This window comes from Streptomyces sp. NBC_00872, from assembly GCF_045161915.1.
Classification (GTDB): Bacteria; Actinomycetota; Actinomycetes; order Streptomycetales; family Streptomycetaceae; genus Streptomyces.
In genome coordinates this window covers 6,595,130-6,613,207 of record NZ_CP108806.1, presented here as the reverse complement: position 1 = coordinate 6,613,207, position 18,078 = coordinate 6,595,130, and the positions used below count along the sequence as shown (strand labels likewise).

General features: G+C 71.9%; 15 protein-coding genes. 12 read left to right on the top strand and 3 right to left on the bottom strand.

What is annotated here, in order from left to right; all coding sequences use genetic code 11:
* Nucleotides 1-38 precede the first annotated feature (38 nt).
* Nucleotides 39-326 (bottom strand): PspA-associated protein PspAA, encoded by a 288-nt coding sequence (gene pspAA, locus OG214_RS28230; protein ID WP_363080042.1) that lies wholly within the window; start codon nucleotides 324-326, stop codon nucleotides 39-41.
* 58 nt (nucleotides 327-384) lie between these two features.
* Entirely contained in the window at nucleotides 385-1,173 is a 789-nt protein-coding gene (locus tag OG214_RS28225; RefSeq protein WP_363080041.1) for a PspA/IM30 family protein, read from the bottom strand.
* A 292-nt stretch (nucleotides 1,174-1,465) separates the two neighbouring features.
* Here OG214_RS28225 and OG214_RS28220 point away from each other — a divergent pair, with 292 nt between their 5' ends.
* From OG214_RS28220 to OG214_RS28205, 4 genes are all read left to right on the top strand, one after another.
* On the top strand, nucleotides 1,466-2,062 hold the full coding sequence (locus OG214_RS28220) for a DUF3043 domain-containing protein (RefSeq protein ID WP_365903890.1): 597 nt from the start codon (nucleotides 1,466-1,468) through the stop codon (nucleotides 2,060-2,062).
* A gap of 50 nt (nucleotides 2,063-2,112) precedes the next feature.
* On the top strand, nucleotides 2,113-2,856 hold the full coding sequence (locus tag OG214_RS28215; protein WP_405987639.1) for a class I SAM-dependent methyltransferase: 744 nt from the start codon (nucleotides 2,113-2,115) through the stop codon (nucleotides 2,854-2,856).
* A gap of 45 nt (nucleotides 2,857-2,901) precedes the next feature.
* Entirely contained in the window at nucleotides 2,902-4,788 is a 1,887-nt protein-coding gene (locus OG214_RS28210; protein ID WP_405986336.1) for an ABC transporter ATP-binding protein, read from the top strand.
* Between the two features lie 157 nt (nucleotides 4,789-4,945).
* The gene (locus OG214_RS28205) at nucleotides 4,946-6,052 is read left to right on the top strand and encodes a S1C family serine protease (protein WP_405986335.1); all 1,107 of its coding nucleotides are present in this window, start codon (nucleotides 4,946-4,948) and stop codon (nucleotides 6,050-6,052) included.
* Nucleotides 6,053-6,201: 149 nt separating this feature from the next.
* Here OG214_RS28205 and OG214_RS28200 read toward each other — a convergent pair whose 3' ends face one another.
* Entirely contained in the window at nucleotides 6,202-6,411 is a 210-nt protein-coding gene (locus OG214_RS28200) for a hypothetical protein (RefSeq protein ID WP_363084692.1), read from the bottom strand.
* A gap of 93 nt (nucleotides 6,412-6,504) precedes the next feature.
* Here OG214_RS28200 and OG214_RS28195 point away from each other — a divergent pair, with 93 nt between their 5' ends.
* From OG214_RS28195 to OG214_RS28160, 8 genes are all read left to right on the top strand, one after another.
* Nucleotides 6,505-7,713, top strand: coding sequence for a bifunctional adenosylcobinamide kinase/adenosylcobinamide-phosphate guanylyltransferase (locus tag OG214_RS28195; RefSeq protein WP_405986334.1), 1,209 nt, complete (start codon nucleotides 6,505-6,507; stop codon nucleotides 7,711-7,713).
* Between the two features lie 237 nt (nucleotides 7,714-7,950).
* Nucleotides 7,951-9,030 carry a nicotinate-nucleotide--dimethylbenzimidazole phosphoribosyltransferase gene (gene cobT / locus OG214_RS28190; RefSeq protein WP_405987638.1) on the top strand — a complete coding sequence of 360 codons (1,080 nt, stop codon included), beginning with the start codon at nucleotides 7,951-7,953 and terminating at the stop codon, nucleotides 9,028-9,030.
* Between the two features lie 86 nt (nucleotides 9,031-9,116).
* Nucleotides 9,117-10,892 (top strand): phosphatidylglycerol lysyltransferase domain-containing protein, encoded by a 1,776-nt coding sequence (locus OG214_RS28185; protein ID WP_383040147.1) that lies wholly within the window; start codon nucleotides 9,117-9,119, stop codon nucleotides 10,890-10,892.
* A gap of 24 nt (nucleotides 10,893-10,916) precedes the next feature.
* Nucleotides 10,917-11,846, top strand: coding sequence for an adenosylcobinamide-GDP ribazoletransferase (locus OG214_RS28180; protein ID WP_405986333.1), 930 nt, complete (start codon nucleotides 10,917-10,919; stop codon nucleotides 11,844-11,846).
* A 161-nt stretch (nucleotides 11,847-12,007) separates the two neighbouring features.
* Nucleotides 12,008-13,522 carry a leucyl aminopeptidase gene (locus OG214_RS28175; RefSeq protein ID WP_365903884.1) on the top strand — a complete coding sequence of 505 codons (1,515 nt, stop codon included), beginning with the start codon at nucleotides 12,008-12,010 and terminating at the stop codon, nucleotides 13,520-13,522.
* A 338-nt stretch (nucleotides 13,523-13,860) separates the two neighbouring features.
* Nucleotides 13,861-15,249: a dihydrolipoyl dehydrogenase gene (gene lpdA, locus OG214_RS28170; protein ID WP_363081839.1), complete on the top strand. Its 1,389-nt coding sequence runs from the start codon at nucleotides 13,861-13,863 to the stop codon at nucleotides 15,247-15,249.
* 54 nt (nucleotides 15,250-15,303) lie between these two features.
* Complete coding sequence (gene sucB / locus OG214_RS28165; RefSeq protein WP_405986332.1) at nucleotides 15,304-17,151, top strand: 2-oxoglutarate dehydrogenase, E2 component, dihydrolipoamide succinyltransferase; 1,848 nt, start codon at nucleotides 15,304-15,306, stop codon at nucleotides 17,149-17,151.
* A 199-nt stretch (nucleotides 17,152-17,350) separates the two neighbouring features.
* Entirely contained in the window at nucleotides 17,351-17,974 is a 624-nt protein-coding gene (locus OG214_RS28160) for a GntR family transcriptional regulator (protein ID WP_363081841.1), read from the top strand.
* The last annotated feature ends 104 nt before the right edge of the window (nucleotides 17,975-18,078 follow it).

The following is an 18,078-nucleotide window of genomic DNA, read 5'->3' as shown; positions in this document are numbered from 1 at the left end:
GGGGCCGGACCGGGAGACCGGGGCGGACCGGACGGGGATCAGGGCCGGACCGAGGGGATCAGACCCTCGTCGTCGAGCATCTCGCGGACCTCCTCCAAGGTCGCGCCCGGGGCGGGCAGGATCAGGTCGGACGGTGCCAGGGCATCGTCCGGCAGCGGCTCGCCGAGCTCGCGCACCTTGGCCAGGAGGGCGTGGAAAGTACGGCGGAAGCCGTCCTTGTCGCCGCCCCTGACCTCGGCGAGCAATTCGTCGTCGAGCGTTTCCAGTCCGGCGAAGTGGCTGTCCGCCAGCTTCACCTGGCCCTCCCCCATGATCCGTACGATCATGACGAGTCCCTACTGCTCGGTCCCTGCTACCGGGACTGCCGGGTCACTGCTTGTCGAATCACTGCTTGTCGAACTTGCGCGGATTCGGCGGGACGTCCTGCGCCTCGGCGGAACCGGACTCGATCGCCTGCTTCGGCGCCGAACCGCCCGCCAGCTCCGCCTTCATCCGCTGGAGCTCCAGCTCGACATCCGTACCGCCGGAGATCCGGTCCAGCTCGGCGGCGATGTCGTCCTTCGCCATCCCCGAGTGGTCGTCCAGGGCGCCGGAGGCCAGCAGCTCGTCGATCGCGCCGGCCCGCGCCTGGAGCTGCGCGGTCTTGTCCTCCGCCCGCTGGATCGCCATGCCGACGTCGCCCATCTCCTCGGAGATGCCCGAGAAGGCCTCGCCGATCCGGGTCTGCGCCTGCGCCGCGGTGTAGGTGGCCTTGATCGTCTCCTTCTTCGTACGGAAGGCGTCGACCTTGGTCTGGAGGCGCTGTGCGGCGAGGGTGAGCTTCTCCTCCTCGCCCTGCAAGGTCTGGTGCTGCGTCTCCAGGTCGGTGACCTGCTGCTGGAGCGCCGCGCGCCGGGAGAGCGCCTCGCGTGCCAGATCCTCCCGGCCGAGCGCCAGCGCCTTGCGGCCCTGGTCCTCCAGCTTGGTGGACTGGCCCTGCAACTGGTTCAGCTGCAATTCCAGCCGCTTGCGGGACGTCGCCACATCGGCGACCCCGCGGCGTACCTTCTGGAGCAGCTCAAGCTGCTTCTGGTACGAGTAGTCAAGGGTCTCGCGCGGATCCTCGGCCCGGTCAAGGGCCTTGTTGGCCTTCGCGCGGAAGATCATCCCCATACGTTTCATGACACCGCTCATGGGCTTCGCGCGCCCCCTTCTGACGGACTCCAGCTCCAGCACTCCAACAGAACCCACAGTACGGGCCCTGCCTCTATTACCGCACTGTTCGAGTGCGGATGCGCTCCTCCCCAAGGACGACTGCTCCCCGCCCCGCTCCGGCGCAGGGAGTAGATGACCATCAGGGAGAGCGGGAACCGCGTCCCCTCTGCCCCGGTACGGTCGCACTGTCCTGAGTAAGGACGCGGGCCGTTGCGGGATCGTTCCCCGGCGGGGTGGGGTCCAACCACGACACCCCGTACCCTTGGGCTTTGTGTTCCGTAGCCGTTCCAAAGAAGAGAAGGCCCCCGCCACCCAGGTGACGCCGGACTCCTCCACGCAGCCCCGCGACCCGCAGGCCCCCAAGGGCCGCCCGACTCCCAAGCGCAGTGAGGCACAGACGCAGCGGCGTCGTGCCTCCACGACGCCGACCGACCGCAAGACGGCCATGAAGCGCCAGCGCGAGGCGCGCCGGGTGGACATGGCCCGCCAGCGCGAGGCGCTGGCCAGCGGTGACGAGCGCTTCCTGCCCGCCCGTGACAAGGGGCCGGTACGGCGCTTCGTGCGCGACTATGTGGACTCCCGGTTCTGCATGGCGGAGTTCTTCCTGCCGCTCGCCGTGGTGATCCTCGTCCTGAGCATGGTCCGGGTCGGCCAGCTCCAGAACATCGCGCTGCTGCTGTGGCTGGTCGTGATCGTGCTGATCGTGGTGGACTCGGTCGGTATCTGGTTCCGGCTGCGGAAGCAGCTCGCCGAGCGCTTCCCGGACACCCCCAAGCGCGGTGCCGTGGCCTACGGCCTGATGCGTACGCTCCAGATGCGCCGACTCCGGCTGCCCAAGCCGCAGGTCAAGCGCGGAGAGCGGCCCTGAGCGCGGAGATCCCCGGTTTCGCCGGAGGCTCGGCGAGCTGGCTCGCCGGGCTGGGTGGTGTGCGCAATGTCGTACGGCAGGAGCTGGTCGCACGCCAGCTCGACGAGCAGATAGCCGGCCGCTTCCCGGTGGGGCAGCGGCTGCGGGTACTGGACGTCGGGATGGGGCAGGGCACCCAGGCCCTGCGGCTGGCGCGCGCGGGACACACGGTGACCGGACTGGAGTCCGACGCGGGCATGCTCGCCAGGGCGCGGGAGACACTCGCCGATGAACCCGCGGGCATACAGGAGCGGGTCCGGCTGATCGAGGGCGACGGTCTGGAGACCGGTGTCCACTTTCTGCCCGGCAGCTTCGACGTGGTGCTCTGCCACGGTGTGCTGATGTACGTCAACGAGCCGGACGCGATGCTCGCGGGCCTGGCCAGAATGCTGGCGCCGGGCGGTCTGCTCTCACTGCTCGTAAGGAACGGGGACGCCCTGGCCCTGCGACCGGGGCTGGCCGGGAACTGGCCGGGCGCGCTGGAGGCCTTCGAGGCCGACACGTACACCAACCGGCTGGGGCTGCGGGTGCGCGCCGACCGGCTGGACCGGCTGACCGCGACGCTGGCGGGGATCGCCGCGCCGCTGCACGCCTGGTACGGGGTACGGGTCTTCACGGACGGAGCGCCCGACGGCACGGAGCCGCCGGCCGGGGAGGAACTGGACCGGCTGCTGGCGGCGGAGGACCGGGCGGGGCGTACGGAACCGTACCGCCGGGTCGCCGCCCTGCTGCATCTGTGCGGAGTACGCGGCTGAGTCAGGCGACGGGGCCTCTGCCGCGTCCTCACGAAGGTGAGCAGCATGGAGAACGGCGGCAGAGCCGATGACGCGCGCGAGAATCCGCGAGGTCCGGGGGAAACCCATGAGGATCCGGGGGAAACCCCTCAGGGCCGGGGGGAAGCCCCGGGGGGTCCGGGGGAGACGCCCAAGCTGTCCTCCGGGGAGACCTGGCGGGCCCTGTACCGGCACTTCCGGCCGCACCGCAGGATCGTCGCCCTCGGCGGCTTCCTCGCGCTGATCGGCGCCGCGACCGGACTGGCCCAGCCGCTCGCCGCCAAGGCCCTGGTGGACCGGCTCGGCGACGACGGCTCGATCACCGGCATCCTGCTGCTGCTCACCGCTCTGGTGGTGGCGGGTACGGCGATCGAGGCGATCGCCTCGTATCTGCTGGAGCGGACCGCCGAGTCCGTCGTCCTCGCCGCCCGCCGCACCCTGATCGGACGGCTGCTGCGGCTGCGGCTGCCCGAGGTGGAGCGGACCCAGCCGGGCGATCTGATGTCCCGGGTCACCTCGGACACCACCCTGCTGCGGGCGGTGACGACCCGGTCGATCGTCTCGGCGGCCACCGGCGGTCTGACCTTCCTGGCGACGATCGCGCTGATGGGCGTGATGGACGCGGTCCTGCTCGGGGTCACACTCGGGGTGATCGTGCTGATCGGCGGTGCCGTCGCCCTGGTGATGCCGAAGATCGCACAGGCGACACGGCGCTCGCAGGAGGCGGTCGGCGAGATATCCACGGTGCTGGAGCGGGCCTTCGGCGCGTTCCGTACGCTCAAGGCCTCCGGCGCCGAGGAGCGCGAGAGCGCCGTGGTGGCGGCGGCCGCCGAGCGGGCCTGGCGGCACGGCGTACGGTCCGCCAAGTGGCAGTCGGTCGCCGGGTCCTCGGTCGGACTGGCCGTACAGGTGTCGTTCCTGGCGGTGCTGGGGATCGGCGGGGCACGGGTGGCCTCGGGGGCCATCACCGTCTCCACGCTCGTCGCCTTCCTGCTGTATCTGTTCTTCCTGATCGATCCGGTGTCGAAGCTGGTCGAGGCGGTCACCCAGTACCAGGTGGGGTCGGCGGCCGTCGCCCGGATCGAGGAGGCGGAGCGGCTGGAGACGGAGAACCTGGAGGCCGGGCCGCCGGAGGGCGGCGCGCCGCTGAAGGGGACCGGCCCGGAGCACGCGCCCGCGACGGTGGTCTTCGAGGACGTCCGGTTCCGCTACCGGGACGATCTCCCCCATGTCCACCACGGTGTCTCCTTCGAGGTGCCGGGCCCCGGGATGACGGCCTTCGTCGGCCCGTCCGGCGCGGGCAAGACGACGGTCTTCGGACTGATCGAGCGGTTCTACGAGGCGAGCGGCGGCCGGGTCCTGGTCGACGGCAGGGACGTACGGGAGTGGCCGCTGCCCGAACTGCGCGCCGCCATCGGCTATGTCGAGCAGGACGCGCCCGTACTGGCCGGGACGCTCCGCGAGAATCTGGTCTTCGCCGCCCCGGACGCCTCCGACGCGGAGATACACGAGGTGCTCGTACGGGCCAGGCTGGACGGGCTCGTGGAGCGGCTGCCGGACGGTCTGGAGACACTCGTCGGCCATCGCGGCTCCAAGCTCTCGGGCGGCGAACGGCAGCGGGTGGCGATCGCGCGGGCGCTGCTGCGCAAGCCCCGGCTGCTGCTCCTGGACGAGGCGACCTCGCAGCTCGACGCGGTCAACGAGATGGCGCTGCGGGACGCGGTGGCGGAGGCGGCCCGCAGTGTGACGGTGCTGGTGGTGGCGCACCGGCTGTCGACGGTGACGCTGGCGGACCGGATCGTGGTGATGGACGCGGGCCGGGTACGGGCGGTGGGCACGCACGACGAGCTGGTGGCGAGCGATCCGCTGTACGGGGAGCTCGCGGCGACCCAGTTCCTGGCGGCGGCGCGCTGAGCCGGCCGCGGGCCGGGCCGAAGGGGGCGCGGGGGTGCGCAGGGGTGCGCAGGGGTGCGCCGAGGGTGTGCGCCGATCAGGGAGTCCCGTTCCCCCCACCCCCTGATCGGCGGCGTATCACAGGCCGCAACAACAGGGCGAAAGGGATACTCCGGGCATGAATGCTTCCCTTCGCCCGGCCCGGACCGCCGGGATCCGCGCGGTCACGGCCGTGCTCGTGGTCGCCCTGGTCAGCGGGTGCAGGGGCACCGCTCCGGGCGCGGACGGCGCGCTGTCCGCCGCCACGCCGTCGGCGTCGCCGTCCTCGCCGGCGCCCCGGACCGCCGACGCGGAGCGCTCCGTCAACAGTCTCCAGAGCGACTACGAGACCGTGATCAAGAACGTGCTGCCGTCCGTCGTGCAGATCGACGCGGGGAACAGTCTCGGCTCGGGCATCGTCTACGACGACAAGGGCCATATCGTCACCAACGCCCATGTGGTCGGCAAGCAGCGGACGTTCAGGGTCACGGTGGCCAACAGCGAGCAACTGCTGGCGGCCCGGCTGGTCTCCAGCTTCCCGGAGCAGGATCTCGCCGTCGTCAAGCTCGACAAGATCCCGAGCGGACTGAAGGCCGCGGCGTTCGGTGACACGGCGAAGGTCGCGGTCGGTCAGATCGTGCTGGCGATGGGGTCCCCGCTGGGGCTGTCGGGCAGTGTCACCCAGGGCATCGTCTCGGCGGTCGGACGCACCGTCAGCGAGGGCGCGAGCGGCGGCGGTACGGGCGCGACCATCGCCAACATGGTGCAGACGTCGGCGGCGATCAATCCGGGCAACAGCGGTGGCGCGCTGGTCAATCTGGACAGCCAGGTGATCGGCATCCCGACGCTGGCCGCGACGGACCCGCAGCTCGGCAACTCGGCCGCGCCCGGCATCGGATTCGCGATCCCGGCGTCGATGGTGCGGACCGTGGCCGACCAGATCATCAAGAACGGCAAGGTCACGGACTCGGGCCGGGCGGCCCTCGGGATCACCGGCCGTACCGTACTCGGCGCCGACTTCCAGCCGGCGGGTGTCGCGGTGGTCTCGGCGGCGAAGGGCGGCGCGGCCGAGAAGGCGGGAATCAGGGCCGGGGACATCATCGTCAAGGTCGGCGGCACCCGGATCACGACGATCACCTCGCTCTCGGAGGCGCTCGCGGTGGCCAAGCCGGGGCAGAAGGTGAAGCTGACGTACGTCCGGGCGGGCGGGACGAAGACGGCGGAGGTCACGCTCGGGGAGGTGTAGAGGGGTACGGACCTGAGGCGCGCGGGACGCTCACGGCAGCCGACGGACACAGACAGGTCGTACGGGCATGCCCCACGGGACATGAAGGCGCCCGCGGCCGGACGGACCGGGCGCGGGCGTCCTCGCTCGCGTGTGCGGCTGGCTCTCGCTCAGGCCTCGTCGGCGCGCAGGCTCATCGGGCCGTAGATCTTGTTGCCGTCCTCGAACAGCGACACCTGCTCGGCGCCCCCGCTCAGCAACTCCTTCCACGCCTCGCCGATCCATGACTCGGCGTCCCCCTGCGTGGTGAACTCCTCCGGCTCCACCGCAGGCGGGACCTCCGTACCGTCGGCCTTCTCGAACCGCCACGTCCACGCCATATGCGCCTCCCGGGTCCCGCGGAACTGATCGATCTCCTGCCCGCAGCGTAGCCGGGCGCGCACCCTCGGCGGTGACACGGGAGGATCATCCCCGTGGAACTGACTCTGCTCGGCACCGGAGCCCCCGCCGGACTCCCCCGCCCCCACTGCCCCTGCGCCGCGTGCGCGACCGCGCGGGGCGAGCGGGCCCGTGCCGCGACCGCGCTCCTGGTGGACGGTGTGCTGCTGCTGGACCTGACCCCGGGCGCCGCGCTCGCCGCGGCCCGCGCCGGTCACTCGCTCGCGGGCGTACGGCAGGTCCTGCTCACCCATCCGCACGACGGTCCACCGGTGGAGCTGCCCGCCGGGCTGCCCACGGCGGGGCGGGTGGCGGACGGGCGGGTGCTGACACTGCTCAGCGGACACCGGGTGCGGGCGGTGGCGATGGACGCGCCGGGCACGGGGTACGAGGTGACGGGACCCGGGGGCGAGCGGCTGCTCTACCTCCCACCGGGCGGGGCGCCCGCCGGGGTACCGGACAACGGCCGCGCGGCCCCGGCCCCCTACGACCTGGTGGCCGTGGACATCACCGGGCGGCCCGACGCGGTGGCGCGGCTGCGGGCCGCCGGGGCGGTCGGTCCCGCGACCGCGCTCGTCGCCGTCCATCTCGACCATGACGTACCGCCCGGCGACGAGCTGGACCGGCAGCTCACGGCGGCGGGCGCGCGCGCCGTCCCCGACGGCACGACGCTGACGGTCGGCGCGTACCACCCCGGCCCCGAGGTGCCCCGGCGCACGCTGGTGACGGGCGGAGCGCGCTCGGGCAAGTCCTGGGAGGCGGAACGGCGGTTGGCGACGTTCCCGGGGGTGCTGTACGTGGCGACGGGCGGGGGCCGCGAGGACGACCCGGAATGGGCGGCCCGGGTCCACGCCCACCGCGAACGGCGCCCCGGCTCCTGGCGCACCGCCGAGACCTGCGACCTCGTACCGCTGCTAGAGGAGGAGGGGCCGCCGCTGCTGATCGACTGTCTGTCGCTTTGGCTGACCGACGCGATGGACCGGGTGGACGCGTGGGACGACACGGCCTGGACGACCGGCGGCGAGGCGGCACTGCGCCGGCGGACGGCCGAGCTCGTCACCGCCGTCCGCGAGACCCGCCGCACGGTGGTGGTCGTGACGAACGAGGCGGGGTCGGGGGTGGTACCGGCGACGGCGTCGGGGCGACGGTTCAGGGACGAACTGGGACGGCTGAACGCGGCGGTGGGGGACGAGTGCGAACGGGTCTTGCTGGTGGTATCAGGCCAAACGCTCAGGCTCCGCTAGGGGCCGGTTGTCGTGTGCGGGTCCGTCCGCGTGCCGGTTCGTCCTCAATTGCCGGACGGGCTTGTTTTTCGGCCCGCGTCCGCCCGGGAACCCGGCGCCGGGGCGGGCGGTTCCGTCCTCAATCGCCGGACGGGCTTGATGTGGGCCCGCACCGGCGGGAGGGGGGCGGGTCCGGAGTGCCCCGGCCCCCGCACCACGACCCCCAGCCGGAAGGCGTCCCGGTAATCTTCAGTGGTGCTGAACCTCGATGACTTCTCCGATCTGATCGAGCGTCCCGACAGCGGGACGCGGCGGGACGCCGAAGAGCGGCGGGAGCGGCTCGTCGTGCCGCCCGGGGCGCTCGGGCGTCTCGACGAGCTGGGCGAGTGGCTCTCCGCCGCGCAGGGGTCCGTACCGGTCAAGGCCGTCCGGCAGCCCCGCGTCGTGCTGTTCGCGGGCGATCACGGGGTGGCCGGCCTCGATGTCTCCGGCCGCCCGGCGGGCGGCGCGTACGAGCTGGTGCGGGCCGTGCTGGACGGCGGGAGCCCCGTCGCCGTGCTGGCCCGCCGGGCCGGGGTGCCGGTGCGGATCGTGGACGCCGGGCTCGACTGCGATCCGGAGCTGCTGCCCGACGAGGTCGTACGGCACCGGGTGCGGCGCGGCAGCGGGCGGATCGACATCGAGAACGCGCTGACCGCCGAGGAGGCCGAGCGTGCCGTACGGCTCGGGATGGCGATCGCCGACGAGGAGGCGGACTCGGGTACGGATCTGATCGTCCTGGGGGATCTGAGCGTCGGCGGTACGACCCCCGCGTCCACGCTGATCGCCGCGCTGTGCGGTACGGACGCCTCCGTCGTCACCGGGCGCGGCGGCGCGGGCATCGACGACCTGGCGTGGATGCGCAAGTGCGCGGCGATCCGTGACGCGCTGCGCCGCGCCCGCCCCGTCCTCGGCGACCAGTTGGAGCTGCTGGCGACGGTCGGCGGCGCGGATCTGGCCGCGATGACGGGCTTTCTGCTCCAGAGCGCGGTACGGCGGATGCCGGTGATCCTGGACGGCGTGGTCTCGGCGGCCTGCGCGCTGGTCGGCCAGCGGGCCGCGTTCCGCGCGCCCGACTGGTGGCTCGCGGGGCAGCTGAGCGGGGAGCCCGGCCAGGCGAAGGCGCTGGACCGGATGGCGCTCACGCCGGTGCTCGACCAGGGCGTCACCGTGGGCGAGGGCGCCGGCGCGCTGCTCGCGCTGCCGCTCGTCCAGGCCGCCGCGGCCCTCGCCGCGGAGCTCCCCGAGCGGGAGTCCGCCGAGGAGACCGTCAAGGCCGAGGAGAGCGCGGCCGGCTGAGGCACCGGCAGATGGACCGGGGCCGCCGCCACTGACGGCGGCCTCAGCCAGCCCATGAAGCACAATGCCCCCATATGATCGTTTTTATGGGAGAAGTCCGTCTGGCTGTCGATCGATCGAGCCGTGGCACCGACCGCTCGCGGCGTGCCGCGGCGTCCGCCGTCTGGTATCTGCGCGCCGTCACCTTCGTCAACTTCCTCAGCGCCGTCTGGGTCTCCCTCGGCCAGGATCTGCGGCGTCACAACACCGACAACTACTTCACCCCGTATCTGCTGACCGCGGGCTTCGCCTCGGGCGTGTTCACGCTCTTCCTGGCGGTCACCATGCGCCGCCGCAAGCGCGCGGCCTGGATCCTCAATCTCGTGCTCTCCGGGCTCTTCCTGCTGCTGTTCGCCTTTGTGATGGACTTTCCGGAGATCAGGCGCTACCCGCAGAACTGGATCTCGCTCGCCCTGTCCGCCGCCTTCGTCTGCGCCCTGCTGCTCGGCCGGCGCGAGTTCTACGCGAAGGGCGACCGGTCCAATCCGAAGCTGGCCGCGGCCGTGGCGGCCGGCGGACTGCTCGTCACCTCGCTGGCCGCGGCCCTGATCGTCACCGTCACCAATACCGCGCGCGGGGGTTCGACCTTTCCCGAGCGCTGGCGGTACGGGGCGACACGGCTGGTCTCGCTGACGGCGGACGAGGCGCGGTTCCCCGGCATCACCACCCCCGCCTGGGCCAATGCCGCCATCAACGTCCTCTCCACCCTGCTGCTGCTCGCCGTGGTGTACGCGGCCTTCCGCTCGCGGCGCGCGGTCGATCCGCTCACCCCGGTGGACGAGGCGAAGCTGCGTCTTCTGCTCGACAGATACGGGGAGCGCGACTCCCTGGGCTACTTCGCGCTGCGCCGCGAGAAGAGCGTCGTATGGTCCCCGACGGGCAAGGCGGCCATCACCTATCGCGTCGTCGGCGGGGTCTCCCTGGCCTCCGGCGATCCGATCGGCGATCCGGAGGCGTGGCCGGGCGCGATCGTGCCCTGGCTGGCCGAGGCCCGGGAGCACGGCTGGATCCCGGCCGTCATGGGGGCGGGCGAGGAGGCGGGCACGATCTACGCCCGGTACGGTCTCGACGCGCTGGAGCTGGGGGACGAGGCGATCGTCGAGACGGCCGACTTCGCTCTGGAGGGACGGGCGATGCGGACCGTACGCCAGGCGTACAACCGGGTCGCGCGGGCCGGTTACCGGGTCCGTATCCGGCGCCATGAGGACATCCCCGCCGATGAGATGACGGAGCTGCTGCGCCGCGCCGACGACTGGCGCGACGGCGCCACCGAGCGCGGCTTCTCGATGGCGCTCGGGCGGCTCGGCGACCCGGGCGACGGGCGCTGTGTGATGCTCGAATGCTGGGACGGCGAACCGGGCGGGGAGGAAGGGCGGTTGCGCGCCGTGCTGAGCTTCGTGCCCTGGGGTCCCAAGGGCCTCTCCCTCGATCTGATGCGCCGTGACCGCGACAGCGAGAACGGCCTCATGGAGTTCATGGTCATCGAACTCCTCCAGCGCGCCGGGGAGATCGGGATCGCTCAGCTCTCACTCAACTTCGCGATGTTCAGATCGGTCTTCGAGCGGGGCGGGAAGCTGGGCGCGGGACCCGTGCTGCGGCTGTGGCGCGGGCTGCTCAGCTTCTTCTCGCGCTGGTGGCAGATCGAGTCGCTCTACCGCGCCAACGCCAAGTACCGGCCGATCTGGGAGCCCCGCTTCATGCTCTTCGAGAAGAGCGCCGATCTGCCGCGTATCGGTCTCGCGGCGGGCCGGGCCGAAGGTTTTCTGGAGCTTCCGGGACTCCCGGGCTGGCTGCGCCGCGACCGGCTGGAAGCCAGGCGCTGACCGCGGCCGGGCTACGCTCGCGCGATGACCCCCCTGGACGGCGGAGCCGGCATACCGGCCGACGACGATGAGTACGCGCGCGGCGAGGACGCGAAGGACACGGACAGCCGGGACGCGGACGACCAGGACACGGACGGCCCGGACGCGGATGACCCGGACACGAACGACCCGGACGCGCGCGCCTCGGTCGCCGACGGGCTGCGGTTCGCCTTCGGCACCCTCACCGTTCTCCCGGTCCGTGTCACCCGCTGGGACCGCCCGGCCGCCCGCGCCGGAATGCTCTGCGCGCCCGCCGCCGGAGTGGTGGTGGGGCTGAGCGCGGCGGCCCTCGGCGGTCTGCTGCTGCTCGCGGGCGCCGCGCCGCCGCTCGCGGCGGTGGCCACCGTCGCCGTACCCGCCGTTCTCACCCGCGGTCTGCATCTCGACGGCCTCGCCGACACCGCGGACGGGCTCGGCAGCGGCAGACCGGCCGGGGAAGCGCTGCGGATCATGAAGCGCTCCGACATCGGCCCGTTCGGTGTGATCACCCTGCTGCTCACGCTGCTGGCGCAGATCTCGGCGGTGTCCGAGCTGTACGGCGAGAGCTGGGCCCGGGGCGCGGTGGCCGTCGCCCTGGCGGGGGTCACGGCACGGCTGGCGCTCACCCTCGCCTGCCGTACGGATGTGCCCCCGGCCCGTCCCGAGGGGCTGGGCGCGGCGGTGGCGGGCACGGTGACGGTACGGGCCGCCGCCGTCGCGGCGCTGCTCGTCACGGCGGTCTGCGTGGCGGCGGGCGGGCTCTTCGGTGTCTCCGGCGCCGTGTCGCACGGGCTGGCGGTGCTGGTCGCCCTGGGCGCCGCGTGGCTGCTGCTGCGTCACTGCGTACGGCGCTTCGGCGGGGTCACCGGCGATGTCTTCGGCGCCCTCGCGGAGACCGCGGCCACCGCGGCGCTCGTCGTACTGACACTGGGTTAAGGACGGGCCGCGGACAGGTGAACCAACGCCGCCGCGAGAGCCGTCCATCACTCCGCGTAGGCTCGTTCCTGCCCCCCTTCGGGCCGAAATACGATACGGCGGGCTCGGTCGGCCCACCCTTCGACCGTCGATGAACACAACGGAAGCGAGATTCCACCACCGTGACTGCTCTCACTCTCAGCACTGCCGGCGCGGCGACCCTGCGCGCCGACGCGATCGTCGTCGGCGTCGCGAAGGGCGCAAAGGGGCCGGTCGTGGCGCCGGGCGCCGAAGCCGTCGACAAGGCGTTCGACGGAAAGCTCGGCAGCGTTCTGGAGGCCCTGGGCGCCTCGGGCGCCGAGGGCGAGGTGACCAAACTGCCGTCGCCGTCCGGGCTGAAGGCCCCGGTCGTCCTCGCGGTCGGGCTCGGCCCCGCACCGGCCAAGAACGGGGCCCACGGCTCCGAGCCGCTGCGCCGCGCCGCCGGTGCCGCCGCCCGCGCCCTCTCGGGCCGGAAGAAGGCCGTGTTCGCGCTGCCCGTCGAGACGGGCGCCGACGTGGAGGCCGTCGCCGAGGGCGCGCTGCTGGGCGCGTACGCCTTTGTCGCGTACCAGGGCGGCGAGAAGAACGGCAAGAAGGGCGACAACGGCCCGAAGCTGCCGCTCGCCGAGGTCACGCTCGTCGGCGCCAAGCCGCGCGACAAGGCCCACAAGGCCGCCGCGGAGCGCGCGATCGCCCTGACCGAAGAGGTCAACCGCGCCCGTGATCTGGTCAACACCCCGCCGAACGATCTGACCCCCGAGGCCTTCGCCGCCGTGGCCACCACCGCGGGCAAGGAGAACGGCATCAAGGTCCAGGTCCTCGACGAGAAGGCGCTCGCCAAGGGCGGCTACGGCGGCATCCTCGGCGTCGGCCAGGGCTCGGCCAACCCGCCCCGGCTGGTGCGGCTCGCGTACACGCACCCCAAGGCGGAGAAGACCCTCGCCCTCGTCGGCAAGGGCATCACCTACGACTCGGGCGGCATCTCGCTGAAGCCGGCCGGCCACAACGAGACCATGAAGTGCGACATGAGCGGCGCCGCCGCGGTGTTCGCCACCGTCATCGCCGCCGCCCGGCTCGGTCTCGCCGTCAATGTCACCGGCTGGCTCGCGCTCGCGGAGAACATGCCGTCCGGCTCGGCCACCCGCCCCGGTGATGTCCTGCGCATGTACAGCGGCAAGACCGTCGAGGTGCTCAACACCGACGCCGAGGGCAGGCTCGTCCTGGCCGACGCGCTGACCCGGGCCTCCGAGGAGAAGCCGGACGCGATCGTCGACGTGGCGACCCTGACCGGCGCGATGGTGCTGGCGCTGGGCACCCGTACGTTCGGCATCATGGCCAACGACGACGCGTTCCGCACCACCATCCACGAGCTGGCCGAACAGGCCGGTGAGGCGTCCTGGCCGATGCCGCTCCCCGCCGATCTGCGCAAGGGCATGGACTCCCCGACCGCCGACATCGCGAACATGGGAGAGCGGATGGGCGGCGGACTGGTCGCCGGACTCTTCCTGAAGGAGTTCGTCGGCGAGGGCATCACCTGGGCCCACCTGGACATCGCGGGCCCGGCCTTCCACGAGGGCGCCCCGTACGGCTACACCCCCAAGGGCGGCACGGGCTCGGCGATCCGCACCCTCGTGAAACTGGCTGAATCCTTCTGACACAGGGCTTGGTTCGCCTCCCGGGCGTTTTCTGTCGGTGCCGGCGGCCGATCGTGCTCGGCCGTGGGGGCCGGGCGTCTTGTGGCGGCTGGAATAAGGGGTCCGGTCCCGGGTGTTTCGCGCTCGGGGCCGGATGGCCGTACGTGGCGGTAACCCCATAGTGATGCTCGTTACCCGTCTCACAGCCCGGCCCCGCGTCCCGCCTGGCCCGAACAAGTGCGAAGATGGGTTCTCGGCAGGACAGGGCCCCCACCACAGGGCCGAAGAAAAGCGGCCGGACACCAGCCGCCGCCCGGTCATGGAGACCGCGCCCGGCGCACATGCATGGAGGACGTGACGTGGCGAACGACGCCAGCACCGTTTTCGACCTAGTGATCCTCGGCGGCGGTAGCGGCGGTTACGCCGCAGCGCTGCGTGGAGCGCAGCTCGGCCTGGACGTGGCCCTGATCGAGAAGAACAAGCTCGGTGGTACCTGCCTGCACAACGGCTGCATCCCCACCAAGGCCCTGCTGCACGCCGGCGAGATCGCCGACCAGGCGCGCGAGGCCGACCAGTTCGGTGTCAGGACCACCTTCGAGGGCATCGACATCGCGGGTGTGCACAAGTACAAGGACGAGGTCGTCTCGGGCCTCTACAAGGGCCTTCAGGGTCTGGTCGCCTCCCGCAAGGTGACCTATATCGAGGGCGAGGGCAGGCTCTCCTCCCCCACCTCCGTCGATGTGAACGGCCGCCGGGTCCAGGGCCGCCATGTGCTCCTCGCGACCGGCTCCGTGCCGAAGTCGCTGCCGGGCCTGGTGATCGACGGCGAGCGGATCATCTCCTCCGACCACGCGCTGAAGCTGAACCGCGTCCCGCAGTCCGCGATCATCCTCGGCGGCGGTGTGATCGGCGTGGAGTTCGCCTCGGCGTGGAAGTCCTTCGGCACCGACGTGACCGTCGTCGAGGGTCTGAAGCATCTCGTCCCGGTCGAGGACGAGAACAGCTCGAAGCTCCTGGAGCGCGCGTTCCGCAAGCGCGGTATCAAGTTCAACCTCGGCACGTTCTTCGAGAAGGCCGAGTACACGCAGGACGGCGTCCGCGTCACGCTGGCCGACGGCAAGACCTTCGACGCGGAGGTGCTGCTCGTCGCGATCGGCCGCGGCCCGGTCTCGCAGGGCCTCGGCTACGAGGAGCAGGGCGTCGCGATGGACCGCGGCTATGTCGTCGTCGACGAGTACATGCGGACGAACGTGGAGACGATCTCGGCCGTCGGTGACCTGGTCCCGACGCTCCAGCTCGCCCATGTCGGCTTCGCCGAGGGCATCCTGGTGGCCGAGCGGCTGGCCGGTCTCAAGACCGTGCCGATCGACTACGACGGTGTGCCCCGGGTGACGTACTGCCACCCCGAGGTCGCCTCCGTCGGTATCACCGAGGCCAGGGCCAAGGAGATCTACGGCGCGGACAAGGTCGTCGCTCTCAAGTACAACCTCGCGGGCAACGGTAGGAGCAAGATCCTCAAGACCGCGGGCGAGATCAAGCTCGTCCAGGTCAAGGACGGCTCCGTGGTCGGCGTCCACATGGTCGGTGACCGTATGGGAGAGCAGGTCGGCGAAGCTCAGCTCATCTACAACTGGGAGGCTCTGCCTGCCGAGGTCGCGCAGCTCATCCACGCGCACCCGACCCAGAACGAGGCGCTCGGCGAGGCTCATCTCGCCCTGGCCGGCAAGCCCCTCCACTCCCACGACTGACCCAGTCCGGGCGCGACGACCACTACCGCACATTCGTTAGGAGCAACTGAAACCATGGCGGTTTCCGTAACCCTGCCGGCGCTCGGCGAGAGCGTCACCGAGGGCACTGTCACCCGCTGGCTGAAGGCCGAGGGCGAGCGCGTCGAGGCCGACGAGCCGCTGCTGGAGGTCTCCACCGACAAGGTGGACACCGAGATCCCGGCCCCGGCCGGCGGTGTACTGGCGTCCATCAAGGTCGCCGAGGACGAGACCGTGGAGGTCGGCGCCGAGCTGGCCATCATCGACGACGGTACGGGCGCCCCCGCCGCCGCCCCGGCTCCCGCTGCCGAGCCGGTCGCCCAGCCCGCCCCTGCCCCGGCCCCCGCCCCGGTGGCCGAGGCTCCCGCGGCCCCGGCTCCGGCCGCCGAGCCCGCTCCCGCGCCCGCCGCCGCCCCGGCCGGTGGCGCGTCCGGCACCGATGTCGTGCTTCCCGCGCTCGGTGAGAGCGTCACCGAGGGCACCGTCACCCGCTGGCTGAAGGAGGTCGGTGAGTCGGTCGAGGCCGACGAGCCGCTGCTGGAGGTCTCCACCGACAAGGTCGACACCGAGATTCCCGCCCCGGCCTCCGGTGTGCTGCTGGAGATCGTGGTCGGTGAGGACGAGACCGCCGAGGTCGGTGCCAAGCTCGCCGTGATCGGTGCTCCGGGTGCCGCTCCGGCCGCGCCCGCGGCCCCCGCCGCCCCGGCGCCCGCGCCTGCCGCCGCCGCTCCCGCACCGGCTCCGGCTCCTGCTCCGGCCCCCGCGCCGGTCGCTCCCGCCGCACCGGCGGCCCCGGCTCCGGCTCCCGCCCCGGCGTCGGTGCCGGCCCAGGCCGCACCGGTCGCCGCGCCTCCGGCTCCGGCGGCTCCCGCGCCCGTGGAGCCCGCCCCCGTCGCTCCGGCGGCGCCCTCCGTGAGCCCCGCGGCCGCCGAGGACGACGGCGCGTATGTCACGCCGCTGGTACGCAAGCTCGCCGCCGAGAACGGTGTCGACCTGGGTTCGGTCAAGGGCACCGGCGTCGGCGGCCGTATCCGCAAGCAGGATGTCGTCGCCGCCGCGGAGGCCGCCAAGGCAGCCGCGCGCGCCGCCGCCGAGGCCAAGGCGGCCCCGGCCGCCGCTCCCGCGCCCGTGTCCAGGGCACCGAAGCTGGAGGCGTCCCCGCTGCGCGGTCAGACCGTCAAGATGACCCGGATGCGCAAGGTCATCGGCGACAACATGATGAAGGCCCTGCACACGCAGGCCCAGCTCACCTCCGTGGTCGAGGTGGACATCACCAAGCTGATGCGGCTGCGGGCCCAGGCGAAGGACTCGTTCGCCGCCCGCGAGGGCGTCAAGCTCTCCCCGATGCCGTTCTTCGTCAAGGCGGCGGCCCAGGCGCTGAAGGCCCACCCGGTCATCAACGCCCGGATCAACGAGGACGAGGGCACGATCACGTACTTCGACTCGGAGAACATCGGTATCGCGGTGGACTCCGAGAAGGGTCTGATGACCCCGGTCATCAAGGGCGCGGGCGATCTGAACATCGCCGGTATCTCCAAGAAGACCGCGGAACTGGCGGCGGCGGTCCGGGCGAGCAGGATCACCCCGGACGATCTGGCCGGCGCGACCTTCACCATCAGCAACACCGGTTCGCGCGGTGCGCTGTTCGACACGATCATCGTGCCGCCGAACCAGGTCGCCATCCTGGGCATCGGTGCCACCGTCCGCCGTCCCGTGGTCATCAACCACCCGGACCTCGGCGAGACGATCGCGGTGCGCGACATGACGTATGTGGCCCTCTCCTACGACCACCGGCTGGTGGACGGCGCCGACGCCGCCCGCTATCTGACGGCGGTCAAGGCGATCCTGGAGGCCGGTGAGTTCGAGGTCGAGCTGGGTCTGTGAGACCCGCGGACACCCCGTACGGCACAACAGCGCCCCCGCCCGGATTCCCTCCGGGCGGGGGCGTCGTCGTACGGTCCGCCGGGGCCGTACCACCCGCCGCCGCGGGGGCCGTCCGGCCGTCACGGGAACCGTGCCGCCGTCGTCGGAGCCATGCCGCCGTATTGTCTACACATCGACCGCTGCCACCGAGGAGCGCTTCATGGCTCAGCCCGTCATCCACTCGCTGCGGGAACAGATCCGCGAGCACATCGTGGACGGAATCGTCAGCGGTCGCTGGAAGCCGGGCGAGCGGATCGTGGAGCGGCGGATCGCGACGGAGCTACAGGTCAGCCAGACCCCGGTGCGTGAGGCGCTGCGTGAGCTGGAGAGTCTGCGACTGATCGAATCGGCTCCCAACAAGGGCGTACGGGTAAGGAATCTGACCGCGGCCGATCTTGAGGAGAGCTACCCGGTCCGGGCGGGGCTGGAGCAGATCGCCGCGGAGCTGGCCGCCGGACGGCTCGCCGTGGACTGCTCCGCGCTGGAGCCGCATGTGACGGCGCTGTACGAGGCGGACCGCGAGGCGGACGGTACGGGGCAGGTACGGCACACGGTGGCCTTCCACCGGGAGCTGGTGCGGGCGGCCGGGAACAGCGTGCTGCTGCACACCTGGGAGGGGCTCGGCATCGAGGTGTTCACGGCCCTGTCGATCCGCTGGCTGGGGACCGTACAGCAGTCGTACGCCGAGGAGCACGAGGAACTCGTCGAGGCGTTCCGCAGACGTGATCCGCGGATCGGCACCCTGGTGAAGGACCATGTGCTCGGATGCGCGCCGCGCGCCTGATTCACCCCTTCTGCCATGAATTGCCCCCCGTCACTCGGTGCCCCCTCATACGGCACGGAATGCCAATTTCTTCCTGTCGAGAAGTTTTGCCTTTCAACCCTTTG